We start from the raw sequence: 14,549 nt of genomic DNA, 5'->3' as shown, positions 1-14,549 counted from the left end.
AATTTCATTGCAGATTTTGACGACGGAACGTTGCGGCCGGACGTCCCGGCCGCAACGGCTCGCGCTATTCCGCCTCGGCGGTCAGCCCCTTGGCCTGGGCGACCCAGCCATCGACGCGACCCGGCAGACCGACTTCTTCGCCGATCTGATGCGCGGTATCGGAGTTGAGCTCGGCGAGCTGCCAGTAGTGGAAAATGCCGAGGTCGTTGAACTTCTTCTCGATGTCGCCGGACACGCCGGCGAGCTTCTTGAGGTCGTCAGGCGTGCCGCGCGGACCCGAGAGTCCCTGGAAGCCGGCGGTGGCCTGCACGACCGGCAGGTCCTCGCGCAGCGGACGCGACGAGGCGCCGATGTCGATGCCGGAATCGCCCTGCGCGCGCGAGATGCCGTCGATCACCGCGCGGGCGATCAGGTCGCAATACAGCGCGATGGCGCGGCCGGCGTCGTCATTGCCGGGCACCAGATAGGTGATGCCCTTCGGGTCGCAATTGGTATCGACGATCGCCGCGACCGGGATGCCGAGGCGCTGGGCTTCCTGGATCGCGATGTCTTCCTTGTTGGTGTCGATCACGAAGATCAGGTCCGGCAGGCCGCCCATGTCCTTGATGCCGCCGAGCGAGCGGTCGAGCTTGTCGCGCTCGCGCTGCAGCGTCAGCCGCTCCTTCTTGGTGTAGGCGTTGGCGTCGCCCGAGTTCAGCACGTCGTCGAGATGACGCAGCCGCTTGATCGAACCGGAGATCGTCTTCCAGTTGGTCAGCGTGCCGCCGAGCCAACGCGAATTGACGAAATACTGCGCCGACCGCTTGGCGGCGTCGGCGACGGCGTCCTGGGCCTGCCGCTTGGTGCCGACGAACAGCACGCGGCCGCCCTTGGCGACGGTGTCGCTGATCGCCTGCAGCGCGCGGTGCATCAACGGCACGGTCTGCGCGAGGTCGATGATGTGGATGTTGTTGCGGGCGCCGAAAATGTACTCGGCCATTTTCGGATTCCAGCGGTGCGACTGGTGACCAAAGTGGACGCCGGCTTCGAGCAGCTGACGCATAGAGAATTCGGGAAGTGCCATAGGTTTATTCTCCGGTTGTTCCTCCGGAAGCGTGTGAGCAACGAGCGTTGGGACAGGACAATCCTGCCTTCCGGCCCGGTGCCACCGGACGGCGATTAAGCCATGCTTCCGTGTGAGATGGCGCGGGTTATAGCCGGATTCCCCGATAACGCAAGGCGTAGCGCCTCGGTCTCGCCGCCCCCGCCCGGCTCCGGCCGCCGCCCCGTGCTTGAACCTTAGCCGGATGCCGGCGTCTCATCTTCAATGCGTGACCTGGCTCACGCTGAAAAGCTTCGTCCGGGTGCAGACTGGCATGCGCACCACGCGAGTCCAGGAGGAAGTCATGAAGAGGTTCATCGCGCTGGCGGCGCTGATGGTGACGAGCACCGTGGCCCAAGCCGGCGACACCTATTCGTTCGACATCGGCGGACGCACGATCCGGATCGAGAAGCCGCGGGATTGCGACGACGCGTCCTGCGTCTCCGTCTCGATTCCCGGCGTCTACGAATCCAGACCGAAGCGCGCCAAGCGTTCCCGGGCCGAACAGGAGGATGCGGGCGACGACCTCCGCGACGGCCGGAAGCCGGCCCAGCAGTCCCGCAAGCCGCTCGCCCAGCCCGAGCCGAAGGACACCGCCGCCGGCGTCGATCCGAAGGAACCGACCAGCACGGCGCCCAAGGTCGCGGCGCCGCCCCCGCACGTTCCCGCAGCGACCACAAGCGATCCGGCGACCGCCGCGCCAGCAACCACCGCGAACCGGGCTCCGGAGCCGCCAGCAGCGGCACCTGCGGCTTCTGCCGAAAGCCCGCAGACGCAACCGCCTGCCCCGGTGGTCGCCGCCGTGCCGCCGTCGGTTCCCGCGCAAAACCAGACCGCGCCTGTGGTCGACAAGCCGTCGCCCCTTGGCGTCTGGCTGACGGAGGAAAGAGAGGGCAAGATTCGGATCGAGCAGTGCGGCCCGCATCTGTGCGGCTACTCGGTCGACGCCAGGTCGAACCAGAACGGCGAAAAGATCCTGATCAACATGAAGCCGGGCGGCGACAACAAATGGAGCGGCCGGATCTACGATCCGAAATCGGGCAGCCGATATGACTCCACTATCGCCCTCAACGGCTCGGACCGACTGAAGGTGCGGGGCTGCGCTTTCGGCGGCATGTTCTGCGGCGGCCAAGTATGGAGTCGCGTAGAATGACTGATAGTTGGCGCACAATCCTGATCTGAAATCTCAGATCCCTACCAATTCCCGTTAGCGCCTTAACGGCGCTTTCCCGCCAGTTCAGAAGTTCCAATTAAGCCGATGGCAAGACGGCATAATCCGCGTCAGTCACCTGTTCCATCCAGGTCGCGAAGCTGCCGTCGAGCGCCTCCTGCATCGCGATGTGAGTCATGCCGTTGGTCGGCGATGCGCCGTGCCAGTGCTTTTCGCCGGGCGGTATCCAGACCACGTCGCCGGCCCTGATCTCCCGGACCGGGCCACCTTCGGTCTGAATCCGACCGACGCCGGTGACGACGTAAAGCGTCTGGCCGAGCGGATGGGTGTGCCAGGCCGTCCGTGCGCCGGGTTCGAACGCCACTCGGGTTGCCGCCAGCCGCGCCGGGGCCGGCGCGGAGACGATCGGGTCCTGCCACACCGTCCCGGTGAAATAGTCCTTTGGCGCCCGCTGGGTCGGCCGCGAACCGGCTGCGAAAATATCCATGTCTGCCCTCTGCGGTCTGGTTACGCCTTGCCGGCCTTTTCCTTGAACGCGGCATAGCGGGCCTTGGTTTCGGCGTTCATCGGATACAGCCCCGGCAGCACAGCGCCGTTGTTGACCTCCTCGACGATCCAGCCTTCCATCCGCTCCTGCTCCGGGCCCTCGGCCAGCACGTGGTCGAGCAGCGCCTGCGGGATCAGCACCACGCCGTCCTGGTCGGCGACGATGATGTCCTTCGGGAACACCGCGACCCCGCCGCAGGCGATCGGCTCGCCCCAGCCGACGAAAGTGAGACCGGCGACGGACGGCGGCGCGGCGGCGCCGTTGCACCACACCGGCAGCCCGGTCCCGAGCACGCCTTCCAGATCGCGCACCACGCCGTCGGTGACCAGCGCCGTCATGCCGCGCTTCACCATCCGCGCACACAGAATGTCGCCGAACACGCCGGCGTCGCTGACGCCCATCGCATCGATCACGGCGATGCAGCCTTCGGGCATCGCCTCGATCGCGGCCCGGGTCGAGATCGGCGAGGCCCACGATTCCGGCGTGGCGAGGTCTTCGCGCGCCGGCACGAAGCGCAGCGTGAACGCCTCGCCGACCAGCCGCGGCTGGCCCGGCCGCAGCGGCCGCGCGCCCCGCAGCCAGACATTGCGCAGCCCCTTCTTCAACAACACCGTGGTGATGGTCGCGGTCGACACGCGCGCGAGGGTGGCGATGGCGTCGGGGGTCAGTGACATGGACGAGCAGCTCCTCGAGAGATTTGCACCGCATCTTGCTGGCGCGACCTCCGCCGTCAAGCCGCATGCCGCGCTCGGCAGCCCACCGCGGAACGACTGATCACCACACCTTATCGCCCGTCCCGACGGAGTGTTATCGCAAACACGATGAGTAGGAGTTGATTTTCGCGCACGCGAGAAACAGGCTATGGCTGAAGCTCGCAGTGATGAGATCTCAGGGATATGGCGCTCACCCCTCCACGCATGCTGCCGAGCGGCGACGCCGCGATCACGGTCGATTTCGGCCGCGAGATCAGCACCGAGGCCAATCAGCGCGTGCTTGCGCTCGACGGCCTGCTGGCGCAGCACGCGATCGCCGGCGTGCGAGAGACGGTGCCGACCTATCGCTCGCTGCTGGTGCACTACGATCCGGAGCAGATCGGTTTTGAGGCACTCGCCGAGCAATTATCGGCGCTGGCGCGGTCACATATCGAAGCGGCGACGACCGCGAAACGGCGCTGGCGGATTCCGGTCTGCTATGGCGGCGAACACGGCGTCGATCTCGAGGACGCCGCCGCCATGCTGAAGATCACACCGGACGATCTGGTCGCGCGCCACGCCGGCGGCGAATATCGCGTCGCGATGATCGGTTTCACGCCGGGCTGGTCGTATCTGTCCGGACTCGATCCGGCGCTCGCCATTCCACGACGACAAGCGCCCCGCCTGCTCACACCCGCGGGTACGATCTCGGTCGGCGGCGTGCAGACGGGCGTGCAATGCCTGCCCGGCCCGAGCGGTTGGCATCTGCTGGGGCGCACGCCGGTCAGGACTTATCACTTGCATCGCGATCCGGTCTTCCTGCTCGAGCCCGGAGACGCCGTCAGCTTCGTCCGGATCGACGCCAGGGAATTCGCCGAACAGGATCGCGCCGCCGCGCACGGCGAAATCGTCGCCGAGTTGTCGGCGTCATGAGCAAACTTCTGATCGACAATGTCGGCCCGGCGAGCTCCGTGCAGGATGCGGGACGCCACGGCGCGCAACGCTACGGGCTGACGCCGAGCGGCGCGATGGATCGTTTGTCGCTCGCCGCCGCAAATGTGCTGGTCGGCAACGACGCGTTCGCGGCCGCGATCGAATTGGGGCCGCTCGGCGCATCATTCACCGCACGCGACGGCGCGGTGCGTCTGGCGCTGACCGGCGCGGAGCGGCCCGCCGCGATCGATGGCTGCGCGATCGGACTTGGCGAGTCGTTTCTGCTCGCCGACGGAGAGACTTTGACGTTGGGAATCGCGCGCAGCCAAGTGTTCAGCTATCTGGCGATCGCGGGAGGCATCGGTGGTGAGCCGATGTTCGGCAGTCTCTCGGTCAACGCCCGCGCCGGCCTCGGCAGTCCCTACCCGCGCCCGCTGCAGGCCGGCGACGCCATCCCGGCCGCGTCGGCAGCCGTCGCGTCCGAACGTCGCCTCGATCTGCCGAAGCCGCCCGACGGGCCGATCCGCGTCGTGCTGGGCCCACAGGACGACGAATTCGGCGACGCCGTCGCGACCTTCCTCGCCAGCGAGTGGAAAGTGTCGGCGACCAGCGACCGGATGGGCTATCGCCTCGAAGGTCCGGAAATCCGCCATCTGCACGGCCACAACATCGTCTCCGACGGCACCGTCGACGGCAGCATTCAGGTTCCCGGCAATGGCCAGCCCATCGTGCTGATGCCCGATCGCGGCACCAGCGGCGGCTATCCGAAAATCGCAACGGTGATCACGGCCGATCTCTGTCGCCTTGCGCAGCTTCAGCCCGGGCGGCCGTTCCGCTTCAAGTCGGTGAGCGTGGACGAGGCGCAGGCCGAGTACCGCATCATAGCCGGGCTGATCCGCGCCCTGCCCGATCGACTGCAGGACGCGCATCATGCGAGGCTCGACCTCGACGCGCTGCTCACGGCCAACGTCGCCGGTGCAGTCACCAACGCGCTCGACGCCTGAGATCGCTTCAAGGAGATGACGTAGGATGAAGATCGATCTGAACTGCGACCTCGGTGAAGGTTTCGGCGCGTGGAGCATGGGCGACGATGCGGCGATGATGCGCATCGCCACCAGCGTCAACGTCGCCTGCGGCTTCCACGCCGGCGATCCGGACATCATGCACAAGACGGTCGCGATGGCGAAGGCGCATGGCGTTGCGATCGGCGCGCATCCGGGCTTTCGCGATCTGCATGGCTTCGGCCGTCGCCCGGTGCCGGGCATCACCGCGGCCGAGATCGAAAACCTCGTGGCCTATCAGATCGGCGCACTGCAGGCGGTCGCATCGCTGGCGGGACACAAGGTCACCCATGTGAAGGCGCACGGCGCGCTGTCCAACGTCGCCTGCGAGGACGACATGACCGCGCGGGCGATCGCCGCCGCGATCAAGGCCGTCGATCCGACGCTGATCTTCGTGGTGCTGGCGAATTCGAAGCTGGTCGATGCCGGCGACGCCGCCGGCCTGGAGATGGCGCACGAAGTGTTCGCCGATCGCGCCTATGAGGATGACGGCAATCTCGTCTCGCGTCGCAAACCCGGCGCCGTGCTGCACGATCCGGCCGTCATCGCCGAGCGGGTGCTGCGGATGGCGCAGGACGGCGCCGTGGTGTCGGTGACCGGCAAGGTCATCAAGATGCGCACCGACACCGTGTGCATTCACGGCGACACCACGGGCGCGGTGGCGATCGCCCGCGGCGTCAGGCAGACGCTCGAGGACAACGGCATCAAAGTCGCGCCGTTCGCCCAACCGTGACCTGAGCCCGCTACTCGCCGAGCAGGCTCAGCAGTTCGGAGGTCAAGGCGCCGTCGGCGCCGGCTAGTTCGTCCAGCATCGAAAAGTGATGATGCCCGGGCAGCGTCCGCAACCTGACCGGCAGTCCGAAGCGGCGCGCGACCTCGGCGTAGTCCGCCGATTGCCGCCGCAACTCGGGCAGTTCATCGCCGCCCACCACGAGACTTTGCGGCGCCGCGCCGGCATGGATGCGGCGAAGCGGACTCAGTTGTTCGATTTCCTGCCGGTCCAGTCGCAACAGATCATTGAGATAGCACAGCGCGATCGGCTCCAGGTCGAAGATGCCGCTGATGCACAGCGCGCCGCTGACCGCGGGACGAGCGCTGGCGACCGACGCCAGATGGCCGCCGGCGGACCAGCCGCCGACCACGAGCCGTCGCCGGTCAAAGCCAAACCGATCGGCATCGGCGACGAGAAAATCCAGCGCCTGATCGATCTCGCCGACGATCTCGGACAGTCGCGCGGCCGGCGCCAGCGTGTAGCCCACCACGGCGACATCGACGCCGCGCGCGTTCGGGCCATCCGCCACGAAGGAGAACATCTCCTTGCTGTTGCGCTGCCAATAGCCGCCGTGCAGGAACACCAGCAATGGTGCGCCGGAGACCCCGGCGGCGAAGTAATCGAGCGACGTTCGCTCCTTGTCGCCATAAGCCAGATCCAGCCGGGCGCGCGGGGCGGCCCGGCGGACAGCGCTGCGTGCGCGCCACTGCTCCAGCCAGAGCGGACTGTCGGCGACAGCCGCGCTGTTGTTGTAGGCCGCGTCGAGCGTCGCGCGGTCCATGCCGCGAAAAACGGCTTTCGCCTCATCCTGCACTGAGACGGTCAATTCAGGAATCCGCCGTCGCCGCAGCCGGCTGCTTGCCGGCGAGATGGCTCGTCAGTCGCTTGGTGACGTCGCGACGCAGAGCGTTGAACTCCAGCGACGCCACATCCCGGGGGCGCGGCAGGTCGATGTCGACCTCGCAATCGATCCGGCCCGGCCCGGCCGACATCACCACCACCCGGTCCGCGAGCAGCACCGCCTCCTCCACCGAATGCGTCACGAAGATCACCGTCAGCCGGGTGGTCCGCCACAGCTCGATCAGTTCCTCCTGCAGCGTGCTGCGCGTCAGCGCGTCGAGCGCGCCGAATGGTTCGTCCATCAGCAGAATGTCGGCGTCGTTCGCCAGCACCCGCGCGATCGCGACGCGCTGTTTCATGCCGCCGGACAATTGATGCGGATAGCGATCGGCGAATGCGGACAGCCCGACCATCGCCATGAATTTCTCGGTGAGCTTGGCCACTTCCTTCGGCGCGATCCGGCGATGGCTCGGTCCGAAACCGATATTCTCCCGCACCGTCAGCCATGGGAACAGGGCGTAGTCCTGAAACACCATGCCGCGATCGGGGCCGGGGCCGTCGACCTTGCAGCCATAGACCGCGACCGAGCCCTCCGTTGCGGTCTCGAATCCCGCGATGATCCGCAGCAAGGTGGATTTGCCGCAGCCGGAAGCGCCGAGCAGGCAGATGAACTCGCCCTTGCGGACCGTCAGATTGGCGCCGCGCAGCGCCTCGACCGGACCGTTCGAGGCCTCGTAGATCTTGTTGAGGTCGCCGACCTCGAGGATCACAGGCGATGCGCCGCGGACGGCGGAATGATCAAGCATGATGCTGCGGACTCCAGCGAAGGAAGTAATTGCTGAGCAGCACCAGAATCCGATCGGACAGGAATCCGGTGATGCCGATGATGATCATGCCGGTGATGACGAGGTCGGTGCGCGACAGCGTGCGGCCGTCCATGATGACCGCGCCGAGCCCTTCCGGCACACCGGTCATCTCGCCGACCACGATCAGGATCCAGGCGAAGGAAGCGCCGAGACGCAGGCCGTTGAAGATGCTGGGCAGCGCCGCCGGCAGCACCACGGCGCGGAACAATTGCGGGCCGCGGCAGCCCAGCATACCCGCCGCCTCGAACAGCCGTGCGTCGACCGATTTCACCCCGAAGATCGTATTCAGCAGGATCGGATAGAACGCGCCGAGGAAGACCAGGAACACCGCCGATTTCGGACCGAGGCCGAAGAAGATCATCGACAGCGGCAGCCAGGCGGTGACCGGGATCGGCCGCAACAGCGACAGCGTCGGATCGAGCATCGCGCGCAGCAGCGGAATCCGGCCGATCATCAGCCCCAGAGGGATTCCGACCAGCGCGGCCAAAAGGAAGCCGCCATAGACCCGCTGCACCGATTTCCAGAAATGGATCGGCAGGCTGCCGCTGTAGGCGTCGTCATAGATCCCGCCGAACGCGAAGTCCCACATCATCACGGCGACGCCGGACGGCGGCGGCACCAATCGCGTGCCGGTCCAGCGCACCAGCACGTCCCACAACAGCAGCAGGCCGAGCGGCACCACGACGGCGAGTGCGATGCTGCGCAGCCTCACGGCGAAAGAGCGGCCGCGCAGCCGCGGTTGGGCCCGGCCGGCCGCGACCGGAGCCGCGGCGACCGGGGTGGTCGCTTTGGCTCCGCCGAGATCAGGCCGGGAGATGGTGCCCTCGAGACTCATCGCGGAGCTCACGACGCCGAGATGGCTTTGACGAAGCTGGGGTCGATGAAGGTCGTGTAGTCCGGCAACTGCCGGATCTGCTTCTTCGCCAGCATCTGCGAACCGTAATATTGCGCCTGTTTCAGAAACAGATCGTCGATGTTCCAGGTCAGCTCGACATTCGGCGCCGCCTGCTCGATCGACGGGCGCTGCTGCCCGAGCTTCTGCATCGCCATCGCGGTGAACGCGTCGCGATCGCCCATGGCGAATTCGCTGGCCTTGCGGTGGATCTTCAGCAGCGTGCGGATCAGTTCGGGGTCCTTTTCGATCAGTTCACGGCGCGTGCTCAGCACCATGTTGAGCGAGCCGGTCGGGGTCGAATACGGGTACTCGACGATCTTGCCGACGCCGTTGGCGAGGCTGATGCCGGCCGCGGGTTCGGCGCCGACATAGGCGGCGATGTCGCCGCGCGCGAGCGCCGGCGCCATGTCGCTGAACGAGACCCGGACGGCCTCGATGTCCTTGATGGTCATGCCTTCGGCGCTGAGACGGTCGAGGATCACGACCTCCTGGGTCGATCCCGGCCAGATCGCGACCTTCTTGCCCTTGAGGTCCTTGATGCTGTTGATGCCCGAATCCTTGCCGGCAACCACCGCCATGCCGCGGTTGCAGGCGGCGCCGACCACCACCACCGGCTCGCCATTGGCGCCGCCGAGCGTCGCCGCCGCCAGGCCGAAGATGCCGAAATCGACCGAGCCGGTGACCACCGCGTTCTTGCCGTCGGTCGGGCTTTCGAACGGGATCACCTCGATCTTGAAGCCGGCCGGCGTGAACTTTTCATAGAAATACGGGGTGATGCCGTGGATCAGCTTCAGCGTCCCGACCTTGATGACGCGATCGGCCGCGAGCGCTCTGACGCTCGTCGAGGCGAGCGCGGTCGCGGCGGCCGCGAGGCGAATGAAGTTCCGTCTGGATGTGGTTGGCATGGCGATCCTCGCTGCTGCATTCCGGCAAAGCAACTGTAGGTGCGACGCAACAACATCAGAAATTTATTGTTTATATCGGTTTGATAAGCTGCCTTAATAGAACGATGCTCGCTCCGCTCGATCTCCGCCTGTTGCAGACCTTCATCGTCCTGGTTCAGACCGGCAGTTTCTCGGAAACCTCACGCCGGCTGGGACGGACCCAGCCCGCGGTCAGCCTGCAGCTCAACCGGCTTCAGGAAGCCACCGGCGCGCCGCTGTTCACCAAGGTCGGGCGCAAGCTGGTGCTGACCAACCACGGCGAACTCGTTCTCGGCTATGCCCGCACCATCATGGGTCTGCAGGACGAACTACGCTCCCGTCTCGCCGCGCCCAAGCTCGACGGCATGGTGGTGCTCGGCATGCCGGATCTCTATGCGGCCTACCTGCTGCCGGGCATCCTGTCCGACTTCCGCAGCGCCTATCCCAACGTCAATGTCGAGCTGAGATGCGCGCTGTCGAGCCGGCTGATGGCGTCCGTCGAACGCGCCGAAATCGATCTCGCGATCGTCACCGGAATGCCCGCTTTCAAGGTCGGCGAACTGGTGGCGCAGGAAGAACTGGTCTGGGTGACCTCGGAACGCGGCTCGGTCCATTTGGAAAACCCCGTGCCACTGGCGATGCTGCCGCCCGGCAACATCTTCCGCGATTTCGGGCTCGCCGCGCTGGAAAGTATCGGCCGGACCTGGCGGCTTCGCTGCATCAGCGAGAGCATCGGCGGCATTCAGGCGGCGGTGTTCGCGGGCATCGCGGTCAGCGTGGTGGGAAAGAGTTCAGTGCTTCCCGGCATGCGCACGCTGGGGCGTGGCGACACCTTCCCGGCGCTGCCCAAGGTCGATCTGGTGATGTACCGCTCCGCCCGCCGCGCCAATCCGGCGGCCGAGGCCCTCGCGGGGGTGATCGTCCGACACTTCGCCAACACCGCCCTGGCGCCGTCGGCGCGGTTCGTCCGAACCCAGGCTGGCAGCGGATCCCACGATTAGTTCCACGATCACAATAGCCGCAGATGCGGCGTACCGAAGGCGACGGCTACGATTAGACCGATGGCCGCGCCGAGCACGATCAGGTCGGCATCGAGCAGGAGGTTGGCCCACGTCCGGGCGTGGCTGGTGGTGATCGCCGGATTCTGCTGTCGCATCGTTTGACTCCCAAGCTCGCAATGGAACAAGAAAGCCTGATCTCGCCGACGCGCAAGATGGCCAACCAAATAACAACGCCGATGCCGTCCGGGTCCCGGAACCGGGAAAGATTCCCTCTTTTGGAACCGGCCGGAGCGACATCGTTCTCGGGCCATCCGCCGGAACCGCCTTGTCAGCGCCGCCGAAGGGGTTTAGCTCGGGGTCCTCAATCAGGCAGTTTCAAACCGATGCAGCAGGCGGCCGCGCCAAAAATCAGTTTTGTCTCGCTGGGATGCCCCAAGGCGCTGGTGGATTCCGAGCGGATCATCACCCGGCTGCGCGCCGAGGGTTACGAACTCGCGCGCCAGCACGACGGCGCCGATCTCGTCATCGTCAACACCTGCGGCTTCCTCGACAGCGCCAAGCAGGAATCGCTCGCCGCGATCGGCGAGGCGATGGCCGCCAACGGCAAGGTCATCGTCACCGGCTGCATGGGCGCCGAGCCGGAGCAGATCGAGAAAGCCTATCCCGGCGTATTGTCGATCACCGGCCCGCAGCAATACGAGAGCGTGCTCGACGCGGTGCATCGCGCCAAGCCGGCGCTGCACAATCCGCATCTCGATCTGGTGCCGGAGCAAGGCATCCGGCTGACGCCGCGGCACTACGCGTACTTGAAGATTTCCGAAGGCTGCAACAACCGCTGCAGCTTCTGCATCATCCCGAAGCTGCGCGGCGATCTCGCGTCGCGCTCCGCCGCAGACGTGCTGCGCGAGGCCGAGAAGCTGGTCGCCGCCGGCGTCAAGGAACTGCTGGTGATCTCGCAGGACACCTCTGCTTACGGCGTCGATCTGAAATATGCCGAGAGCCCGTGGAAGGACCGCAGCGTCCGCGCCAAATTCATCGATCTGGCCCGCGAACTCGGCGATCTCGGCGCCTGGGTGCGATTGCACTACGTCTACCCCTACCCGCATGTCGACGAAGTCATCGGGCTGATGACCGAGGGCAAGGTGCTGCCCTATCTCGACATCCCGTTCCAGCACGCCAGCCCCGACGTGCTGCGGCTGATGAAACGCCCGGCGGCGCAGGACAAGACGCTCGACCGCATCAAGCGCTGGCGCGCGGAGTGCCCCGATCTGGCGCTGCGCTCGACCTTCATCGTCGGCTTTCCCGGCGAGACCGAGCGGGATTTCGAGTTCCTGCTGGACTGGCTCAATGAGGCCGAGATCGATCGCTTGGGCGCGTTCAAATACGAGCCGGTCGCCGGCGCGCCGTCGAATGCACTCGAAGGTCAGGTGCCGGACGAGATCAAGCAGGAGCGCTGGAACCGGTTGATGGCGCGACAGCAGGCGATCTCGGCGCGGCGGCTGAAGCGCAAGGTCGGCACGCGGCAGCAGATCATCATCGACGAAATCGGCCCGACCGTCGCCAAGGGCCGCTCCAAAGCCGACGCCCCGGAGATCGACGGCAGCGTCTATCTGACCAGCCGCCGCCCACTGCGCGTCGGCGAAATCGTCACCGCGAAGATCGACCGCGCCGACGCGTATGATCTGCACGGGACGGTGGCGGGGTTCTGAAGCGCAGCTACCAACGCGCGTGCCCCGGATGCTGCGCAGCGCGCCGCAATTGCGGCGTGGTGCGCTGCTGATCCGGGGTCCCGGTTGGGCCGCTCGCGAAGAAACCGGGGTCCCGGATCTGCGGCGCAGCGCTGCGCGCTGCACCTTGTCCGGGACACGGATTTTGGGCGCTACGGCTTCAGAATCGACGCCCCGGTCGTCACACGCCCTTCCAGATCGATATGCGCCTTGGCGGCGTCTTTCAGGGCGTAGGCGCGGTTGATCGGGACGTGCAGCTTGCCCTCGATCACCGCCGAGAACAGCGTGTCGGCGCCTTCGATCAGTTCCTTGCGGGTGCCGACATAGTCGTTCAGCTTCGGCCGCGTCGCGAACAGCGAGCCGTGATTGTTGAGTTCGGCGAGCGCGAACGGCGGCACCGGCCCCGATGCGTTGCCGAACGAGACGAACAATCCGCGCGGCTTGATGCAGGACAGCGATCCCGGAAACGTCGTCTTGCCGACGCCGTCATAGACCACGTCGCAGAGTTCGTTGCGGCTGATCTGCTTGACCCGCGCGACGAAGTCCTCCTCGTTGTAGAGGATGACGTGATCGCAGCCATTGGCCAGCGCGAGATCGGCCTTGGCCTTCGAGCCGACGGTGCCGATGACATGCGCGCCGAGCGCCCGCGCCCATTGGCAGGCGAGCAGACCGATGCCGCCGGCTGCGGCGTGGATCAGGACGCGGTGACCCGGCTCGACCTTGAAGGTCTTGTGCAGCAGGTACCACACCGTCAGGCCCTTGAGCATCAGCACCGCGCCCTGCTCGTAGGTGATGTGATCGGGCAGCTTCACGAGCTTCGCGGCTTCGATGTTGCGCTCGGTGGCGTAGCCACCGAGATTCGAATAGTACGCGACGCGATCACCGGGATGGAAATTGGTGACGTGCGGTCCGACCGCTACCACCTCCCCCGCCGCCTCGTTGCCGGCGATGAACGGCATCGTCGGCGCCTTGTACAGGCCGGTGCGGAAGTACACGTCGATGAAGTTCAGGCCGACGGCGTGCTGGCGGATGCGGACCTCGCCGTCTCCGGGCGGTGCCAGCTCGATGGCCTCGTAGACCAACGCCTCCGGACCGCCAACCCGATGGACCCGCACAGCTTTCGTCATCATCGTCCCCTTAGGAATTTACGCAACGCGCAACCGAAGGCCATCCTCGCGGCGTTGTCAACCGACCTCGCCGCGGCGGATGCAAGCATCGGCGCTACGTCACTGCGGCCGGACTCGTCGGATCAAGCGAATGGCTGCATCAGCGGTCCCGATATAGATCGCGATCGCGCAAAGAGTCACCGTGACCGGGGCCGGGACTTCGAAATGCCGCATGATGACGTAGATCGCCAGCACCGCCCAGATTGCGATCAGGATCAGGTTGAATTTGCGAAAGCGCGCCACCCGAACAGGATGCAGCACGTTGAAAGGCACGAAGGTGAGGACGATCAGCGCGGCGATGCCGATGCTGGCTGCGATCGGTGGCGGATGCAGCAGAAACAGGTAGAACGCCGCCGCATTCCACAATGCCGGGAAGCCACGGAAGTGATTGTCGGCCGTCTTCATCTTGCGGTCGGCGAAGTACAGCGCCGAACTGATCACGATGCCGACGCCGAGAATGGGAGCGGCGATCGGCATCAGCAGGCCGCTCGCGGTGATCGCATAGGCCGGGACGAACACGTAGGTGACGAAATCGACCACCAGGTCGAGCACGTCGCCGTCCCAGTCCGGCTGCAGCCGCTGCACGTCGAATCGCCGCGCCAACGGCCCGTCGATGCCGTCGATCACCAGCGCGAGGCCGAGCCAGCCGAACATCGCCGCCCAATGCTCGCGGACGGCTTCCAGCATCGACAGCAAGGCGATCCCGACGCCGGCTGCGGTCAGGAGATGCACCGAAAACGCGGCCATGCGCTTGGCGCGCGGCGCCGGGAGGGGATTCGGCTGGTCCAGCGGGGTCATGAGGCTCTCTGCATATCAGGTCCGGACCGCGTTTGCATCGGGCGCGGCCGCCGTCGCGCACCACGCCGGGAGCATG

General features: G+C 66.2%; 16 protein-coding genes. 6 read left to right on the top strand and 10 right to left on the bottom strand.

The genetic code is table 11. From position 1 onward, the window contains the following. Positions 1-64: 64 nt before the first annotated feature. Complete coding sequence (locus SR870_RS05590) at positions 65-1,063, bottom strand: 30S ribosomal protein S2 (RefSeq protein WP_322517035.1); 999 nt, start codon at positions 1,061-1,063, stop codon at positions 65-67. Between the two features lie 247 nt (positions 1,064-1,310). Between SR870_RS05590 and SR870_RS05585 the strand changes: the two genes are divergently transcribed. Beyond that, positions 1,311-2,234 carry a DUF2147 domain-containing protein gene (locus SR870_RS05585; protein WP_322517034.1) on the top strand — a complete coding sequence of 308 codons (924 nt, stop codon included), beginning with the start codon at positions 1,311-1,313 and terminating at the stop codon, positions 2,232-2,234. A 97-nt stretch (positions 2,235-2,331) separates the two neighbouring features. Here the strand turns inward: SR870_RS05585 and SR870_RS05580 are convergent, their stop codons facing one another. Together SR870_RS05580 and SR870_RS05575 are read right to left on the bottom strand one after the other, a co-directional pair. Continuing rightward, positions 2,332-2,739, bottom strand: a complete 408-nt coding sequence (locus tag SR870_RS05580; protein ID WP_322517033.1) for a cupin domain-containing protein — start codon at positions 2,737-2,739, stop codon at positions 2,332-2,334. 20 nt (positions 2,740-2,759) lie between these two features. Then, positions 2,760-3,473 (bottom strand): ribonuclease activity regulator RraA, encoded by a 714-nt coding sequence (locus tag SR870_RS05575; protein WP_322517032.1) that lies wholly within the window; start codon positions 3,471-3,473, stop codon positions 2,760-2,762. A 222-nt stretch (positions 3,474-3,695) separates the two neighbouring features. Here SR870_RS05575 and pxpB point away from each other — a divergent pair, with 222 nt between their 5' ends. The 3 genes from pxpB to SR870_RS05560 are packed head-to-tail and all read left to right on the top strand — an operon-like array spanning position 3,696 to position 6,218. Next, positions 3,696-4,424 (top strand): 5-oxoprolinase subunit PxpB, encoded by a 729-nt coding sequence (gene pxpB, locus SR870_RS05570; RefSeq protein ID WP_322517031.1) that lies wholly within the window; start codon positions 3,696-3,698, stop codon positions 4,422-4,424. Next, positions 4,421-5,428 (top strand): biotin-dependent carboxyltransferase family protein, encoded by a 1,008-nt coding sequence (locus SR870_RS05565; protein WP_322517030.1) that lies wholly within the window; start codon positions 4,421-4,423, stop codon positions 5,426-5,428. Before pxpB ends, SR870_RS05565 begins: the two co-directional genes overlap by 4 nt. A gap of 25 nt (positions 5,429-5,453) precedes the next feature. Further along, positions 5,454-6,218, top strand: a complete 765-nt coding sequence (locus tag SR870_RS05560) for a 5-oxoprolinase subunit PxpA (protein WP_322517029.1) — start codon at positions 5,454-5,456, stop codon at positions 6,216-6,218. Positions 6,219-6,228: 10 nt separating this feature from the next. On the opposite strand, the gene SR870_RS05555 is transcribed toward SR870_RS05560, so the two are convergent. Genes SR870_RS05555 through SR870_RS05540 form a run of 4 tightly spaced genes read right to left on the bottom strand, consistent with a single transcriptional unit; the run spans position 6,229 to position 9,763 of the window. After that, complete coding sequence (locus tag SR870_RS05555) at positions 6,229-7,038, bottom strand: alpha/beta hydrolase (RefSeq protein WP_416221154.1); 810 nt, start codon at positions 7,036-7,038, stop codon at positions 6,229-6,231. A 46-nt stretch (positions 7,039-7,084) separates the two neighbouring features. Continuing rightward, positions 7,085-7,903: an ABC transporter ATP-binding protein gene (locus SR870_RS05550; protein ID WP_322517027.1), complete on the bottom strand. Its 819-nt coding sequence runs from the start codon at positions 7,901-7,903 to the stop codon at positions 7,085-7,087. Continuing rightward, complete coding sequence (locus SR870_RS05545; protein WP_322517026.1) at positions 7,896-8,798, bottom strand: ABC transporter permease; 903 nt, start codon at positions 8,796-8,798, stop codon at positions 7,896-7,898. Before SR870_RS05545 ends, SR870_RS05550 begins: the two co-directional genes overlap by 8 nt. Positions 8,799-8,806: 8 nt before the next feature. Further along, on the bottom strand, positions 8,807-9,763 hold the full coding sequence (locus tag SR870_RS05540; RefSeq protein WP_322517025.1) for an NrtA/SsuA/CpmA family ABC transporter substrate-binding protein: 957 nt from the start codon (positions 9,761-9,763) through the stop codon (positions 8,807-8,809). A gap of 104 nt (positions 9,764-9,867) precedes the next feature. Here SR870_RS05540 and SR870_RS05535 point away from each other — a divergent pair, with 104 nt between their 5' ends. After that, positions 9,868-10,782 carry a LysR substrate-binding domain-containing protein gene (locus tag SR870_RS05535; protein WP_322517024.1) on the top strand — a complete coding sequence of 305 codons (915 nt, stop codon included), beginning with the start codon at positions 9,868-9,870 and terminating at the stop codon, positions 10,780-10,782. 8 nt (positions 10,783-10,790) lie between these two features. Here SR870_RS05535 and SR870_RS05530 read toward each other — a convergent pair whose 3' ends face one another. After that, positions 10,791-10,937, bottom strand: coding sequence for a hypothetical protein (locus tag SR870_RS05530; protein ID WP_322517023.1), 147 nt, complete (start codon positions 10,935-10,937; stop codon positions 10,791-10,793). 228 nt (positions 10,938-11,165) lie between these two features. Here SR870_RS05530 and rimO point away from each other — a divergent pair, with 228 nt between their 5' ends. Beyond that, positions 11,166-12,491 carry a 30S ribosomal protein S12 methylthiotransferase RimO gene (rimO, locus tag SR870_RS05525; RefSeq protein ID WP_322517022.1) on the top strand — a complete coding sequence of 442 codons (1,326 nt, stop codon included), beginning with the start codon at positions 11,166-11,168 and terminating at the stop codon, positions 12,489-12,491. 170 nt (positions 12,492-12,661) lie between these two features. Here the strand turns inward: rimO and SR870_RS05520 are convergent, their stop codons facing one another. Together SR870_RS05520 and pcsA are read right to left on the bottom strand one after the other, a co-directional pair. After that, positions 12,662-13,636: a quinone oxidoreductase gene (locus SR870_RS05520; protein WP_322517021.1), complete on the bottom strand. Its 975-nt coding sequence runs from the start codon at positions 13,634-13,636 to the stop codon at positions 12,662-12,664. A 99-nt stretch (positions 13,637-13,735) separates the two neighbouring features. Further along, complete coding sequence (gene pcsA, locus SR870_RS05515; RefSeq protein WP_322517020.1) at positions 13,736-14,473, bottom strand: phosphatidylcholine synthase; 738 nt, start codon at positions 14,471-14,473, stop codon at positions 13,736-13,738. Positions 14,474-14,549: the final 76 nt, after the last annotated feature.

The sequence above is a fragment of the Rhodopseudomonas palustris genome, assembly GCF_034479375.1.
Lineage (GTDB): Bacteria > Pseudomonadota > Alphaproteobacteria > Rhizobiales > Xanthobacteraceae > Rhodopseudomonas > Rhodopseudomonas palustris_M.
The sequence above is the reverse complement of the archived record's forward strand: the minus strand, read 5'-3'. Positions and strand labels throughout refer to the sequence as shown.

What these genes read in the sequence shown, in the direction of transcription:
- SR870_RS05590 (WP_322517035.1), bottom strand. Translation starts at nt 1,063, where the DNA reads ATGGCACTTCCCGAATTCTCTATGCGTCAGCTGCTCGAAGCCGGCGTC.
- SR870_RS05580 (WP_322517033.1), bottom strand. Translation starts at nt 2,739, where the DNA reads ATGGATATTTTCGCAGCCGGTTCGCGGCCGACCCAGCGGGCGCCAAAG.
- SR870_RS05575 (WP_322517032.1), bottom strand. Translation starts at nt 3,473, where the DNA reads ATGTCACTGACCCCCGACGCCATCGCCACCCTCGCGCGCGTGTCGACC.
- pxpB (WP_322517031.1), top strand. Translation starts at nt 3,696, where the DNA reads ATGGCGCTCACCCCTCCACGCATGCTGCCGAGCGGCGACGCCGCGATC.
- SR870_RS05565 (WP_322517030.1), top strand. Translation starts at nt 4,421, where the DNA reads ATGAGCAAACTTCTGATCGACAATGTCGGCCCGGCGAGCTCCGTGCAG.
- SR870_RS05560 (WP_322517029.1), top strand. Translation starts at nt 5,454, where the DNA reads ATGAAGATCGATCTGAACTGCGACCTCGGTGAAGGTTTCGGCGCGTGG.
- SR870_RS05555 (WP_416221154.1), bottom strand. Translation starts at nt 7,038, where the DNA reads ATGGACCGCGCGACGCTCGACGCGGCCTACAACAACAGCGCGGCTGTC.
- SR870_RS05550 (WP_322517027.1), bottom strand. Translation starts at nt 7,903, where the DNA reads ATGCTTGATCATTCCGCCGTCCGCGGCGCATCGCCTGTGATCCTCGAG.
- SR870_RS05545 (WP_322517026.1), bottom strand. Translation starts at nt 8,798, where the DNA reads ATGAGTCTCGAGGGCACCATCTCCCGGCCTGATCTCGGCGGAGCCAAA.
- SR870_RS05540 (WP_322517025.1), bottom strand. Translation starts at nt 9,763, where the DNA reads ATGCCAACCACATCCAGACGGAACTTCATTCGCCTCGCGGCCGCCGCG.
- SR870_RS05535 (WP_322517024.1), top strand. Translation starts at nt 9,868, where the DNA reads ATGCTCGCTCCGCTCGATCTCCGCCTGTTGCAGACCTTCATCGTCCTG.
- SR870_RS05530 (WP_322517023.1), bottom strand. Translation starts at nt 10,937, where the DNA reads ATGCGACAGCAGAATCCGGCGATCACCACCAGCCACGCCCGGACGTGG.
- rimO (WP_322517022.1), top strand. Translation starts at nt 11,166, where the DNA reads ATGCAGCAGGCGGCCGCGCCAAAAATCAGTTTTGTCTCGCTGGGATGC.
- SR870_RS05520 (WP_322517021.1), bottom strand. Translation starts at nt 13,636, where the DNA reads ATGACGAAAGCTGTGCGGGTCCATCGGGTTGGCGGTCCGGAGGCGTTG.
- pcsA (WP_322517020.1), bottom strand. Translation starts at nt 14,473, where the DNA reads ATGACCCCGCTGGACCAGCCGAATCCCCTCCCGGCGCCGCGCGCCAAG.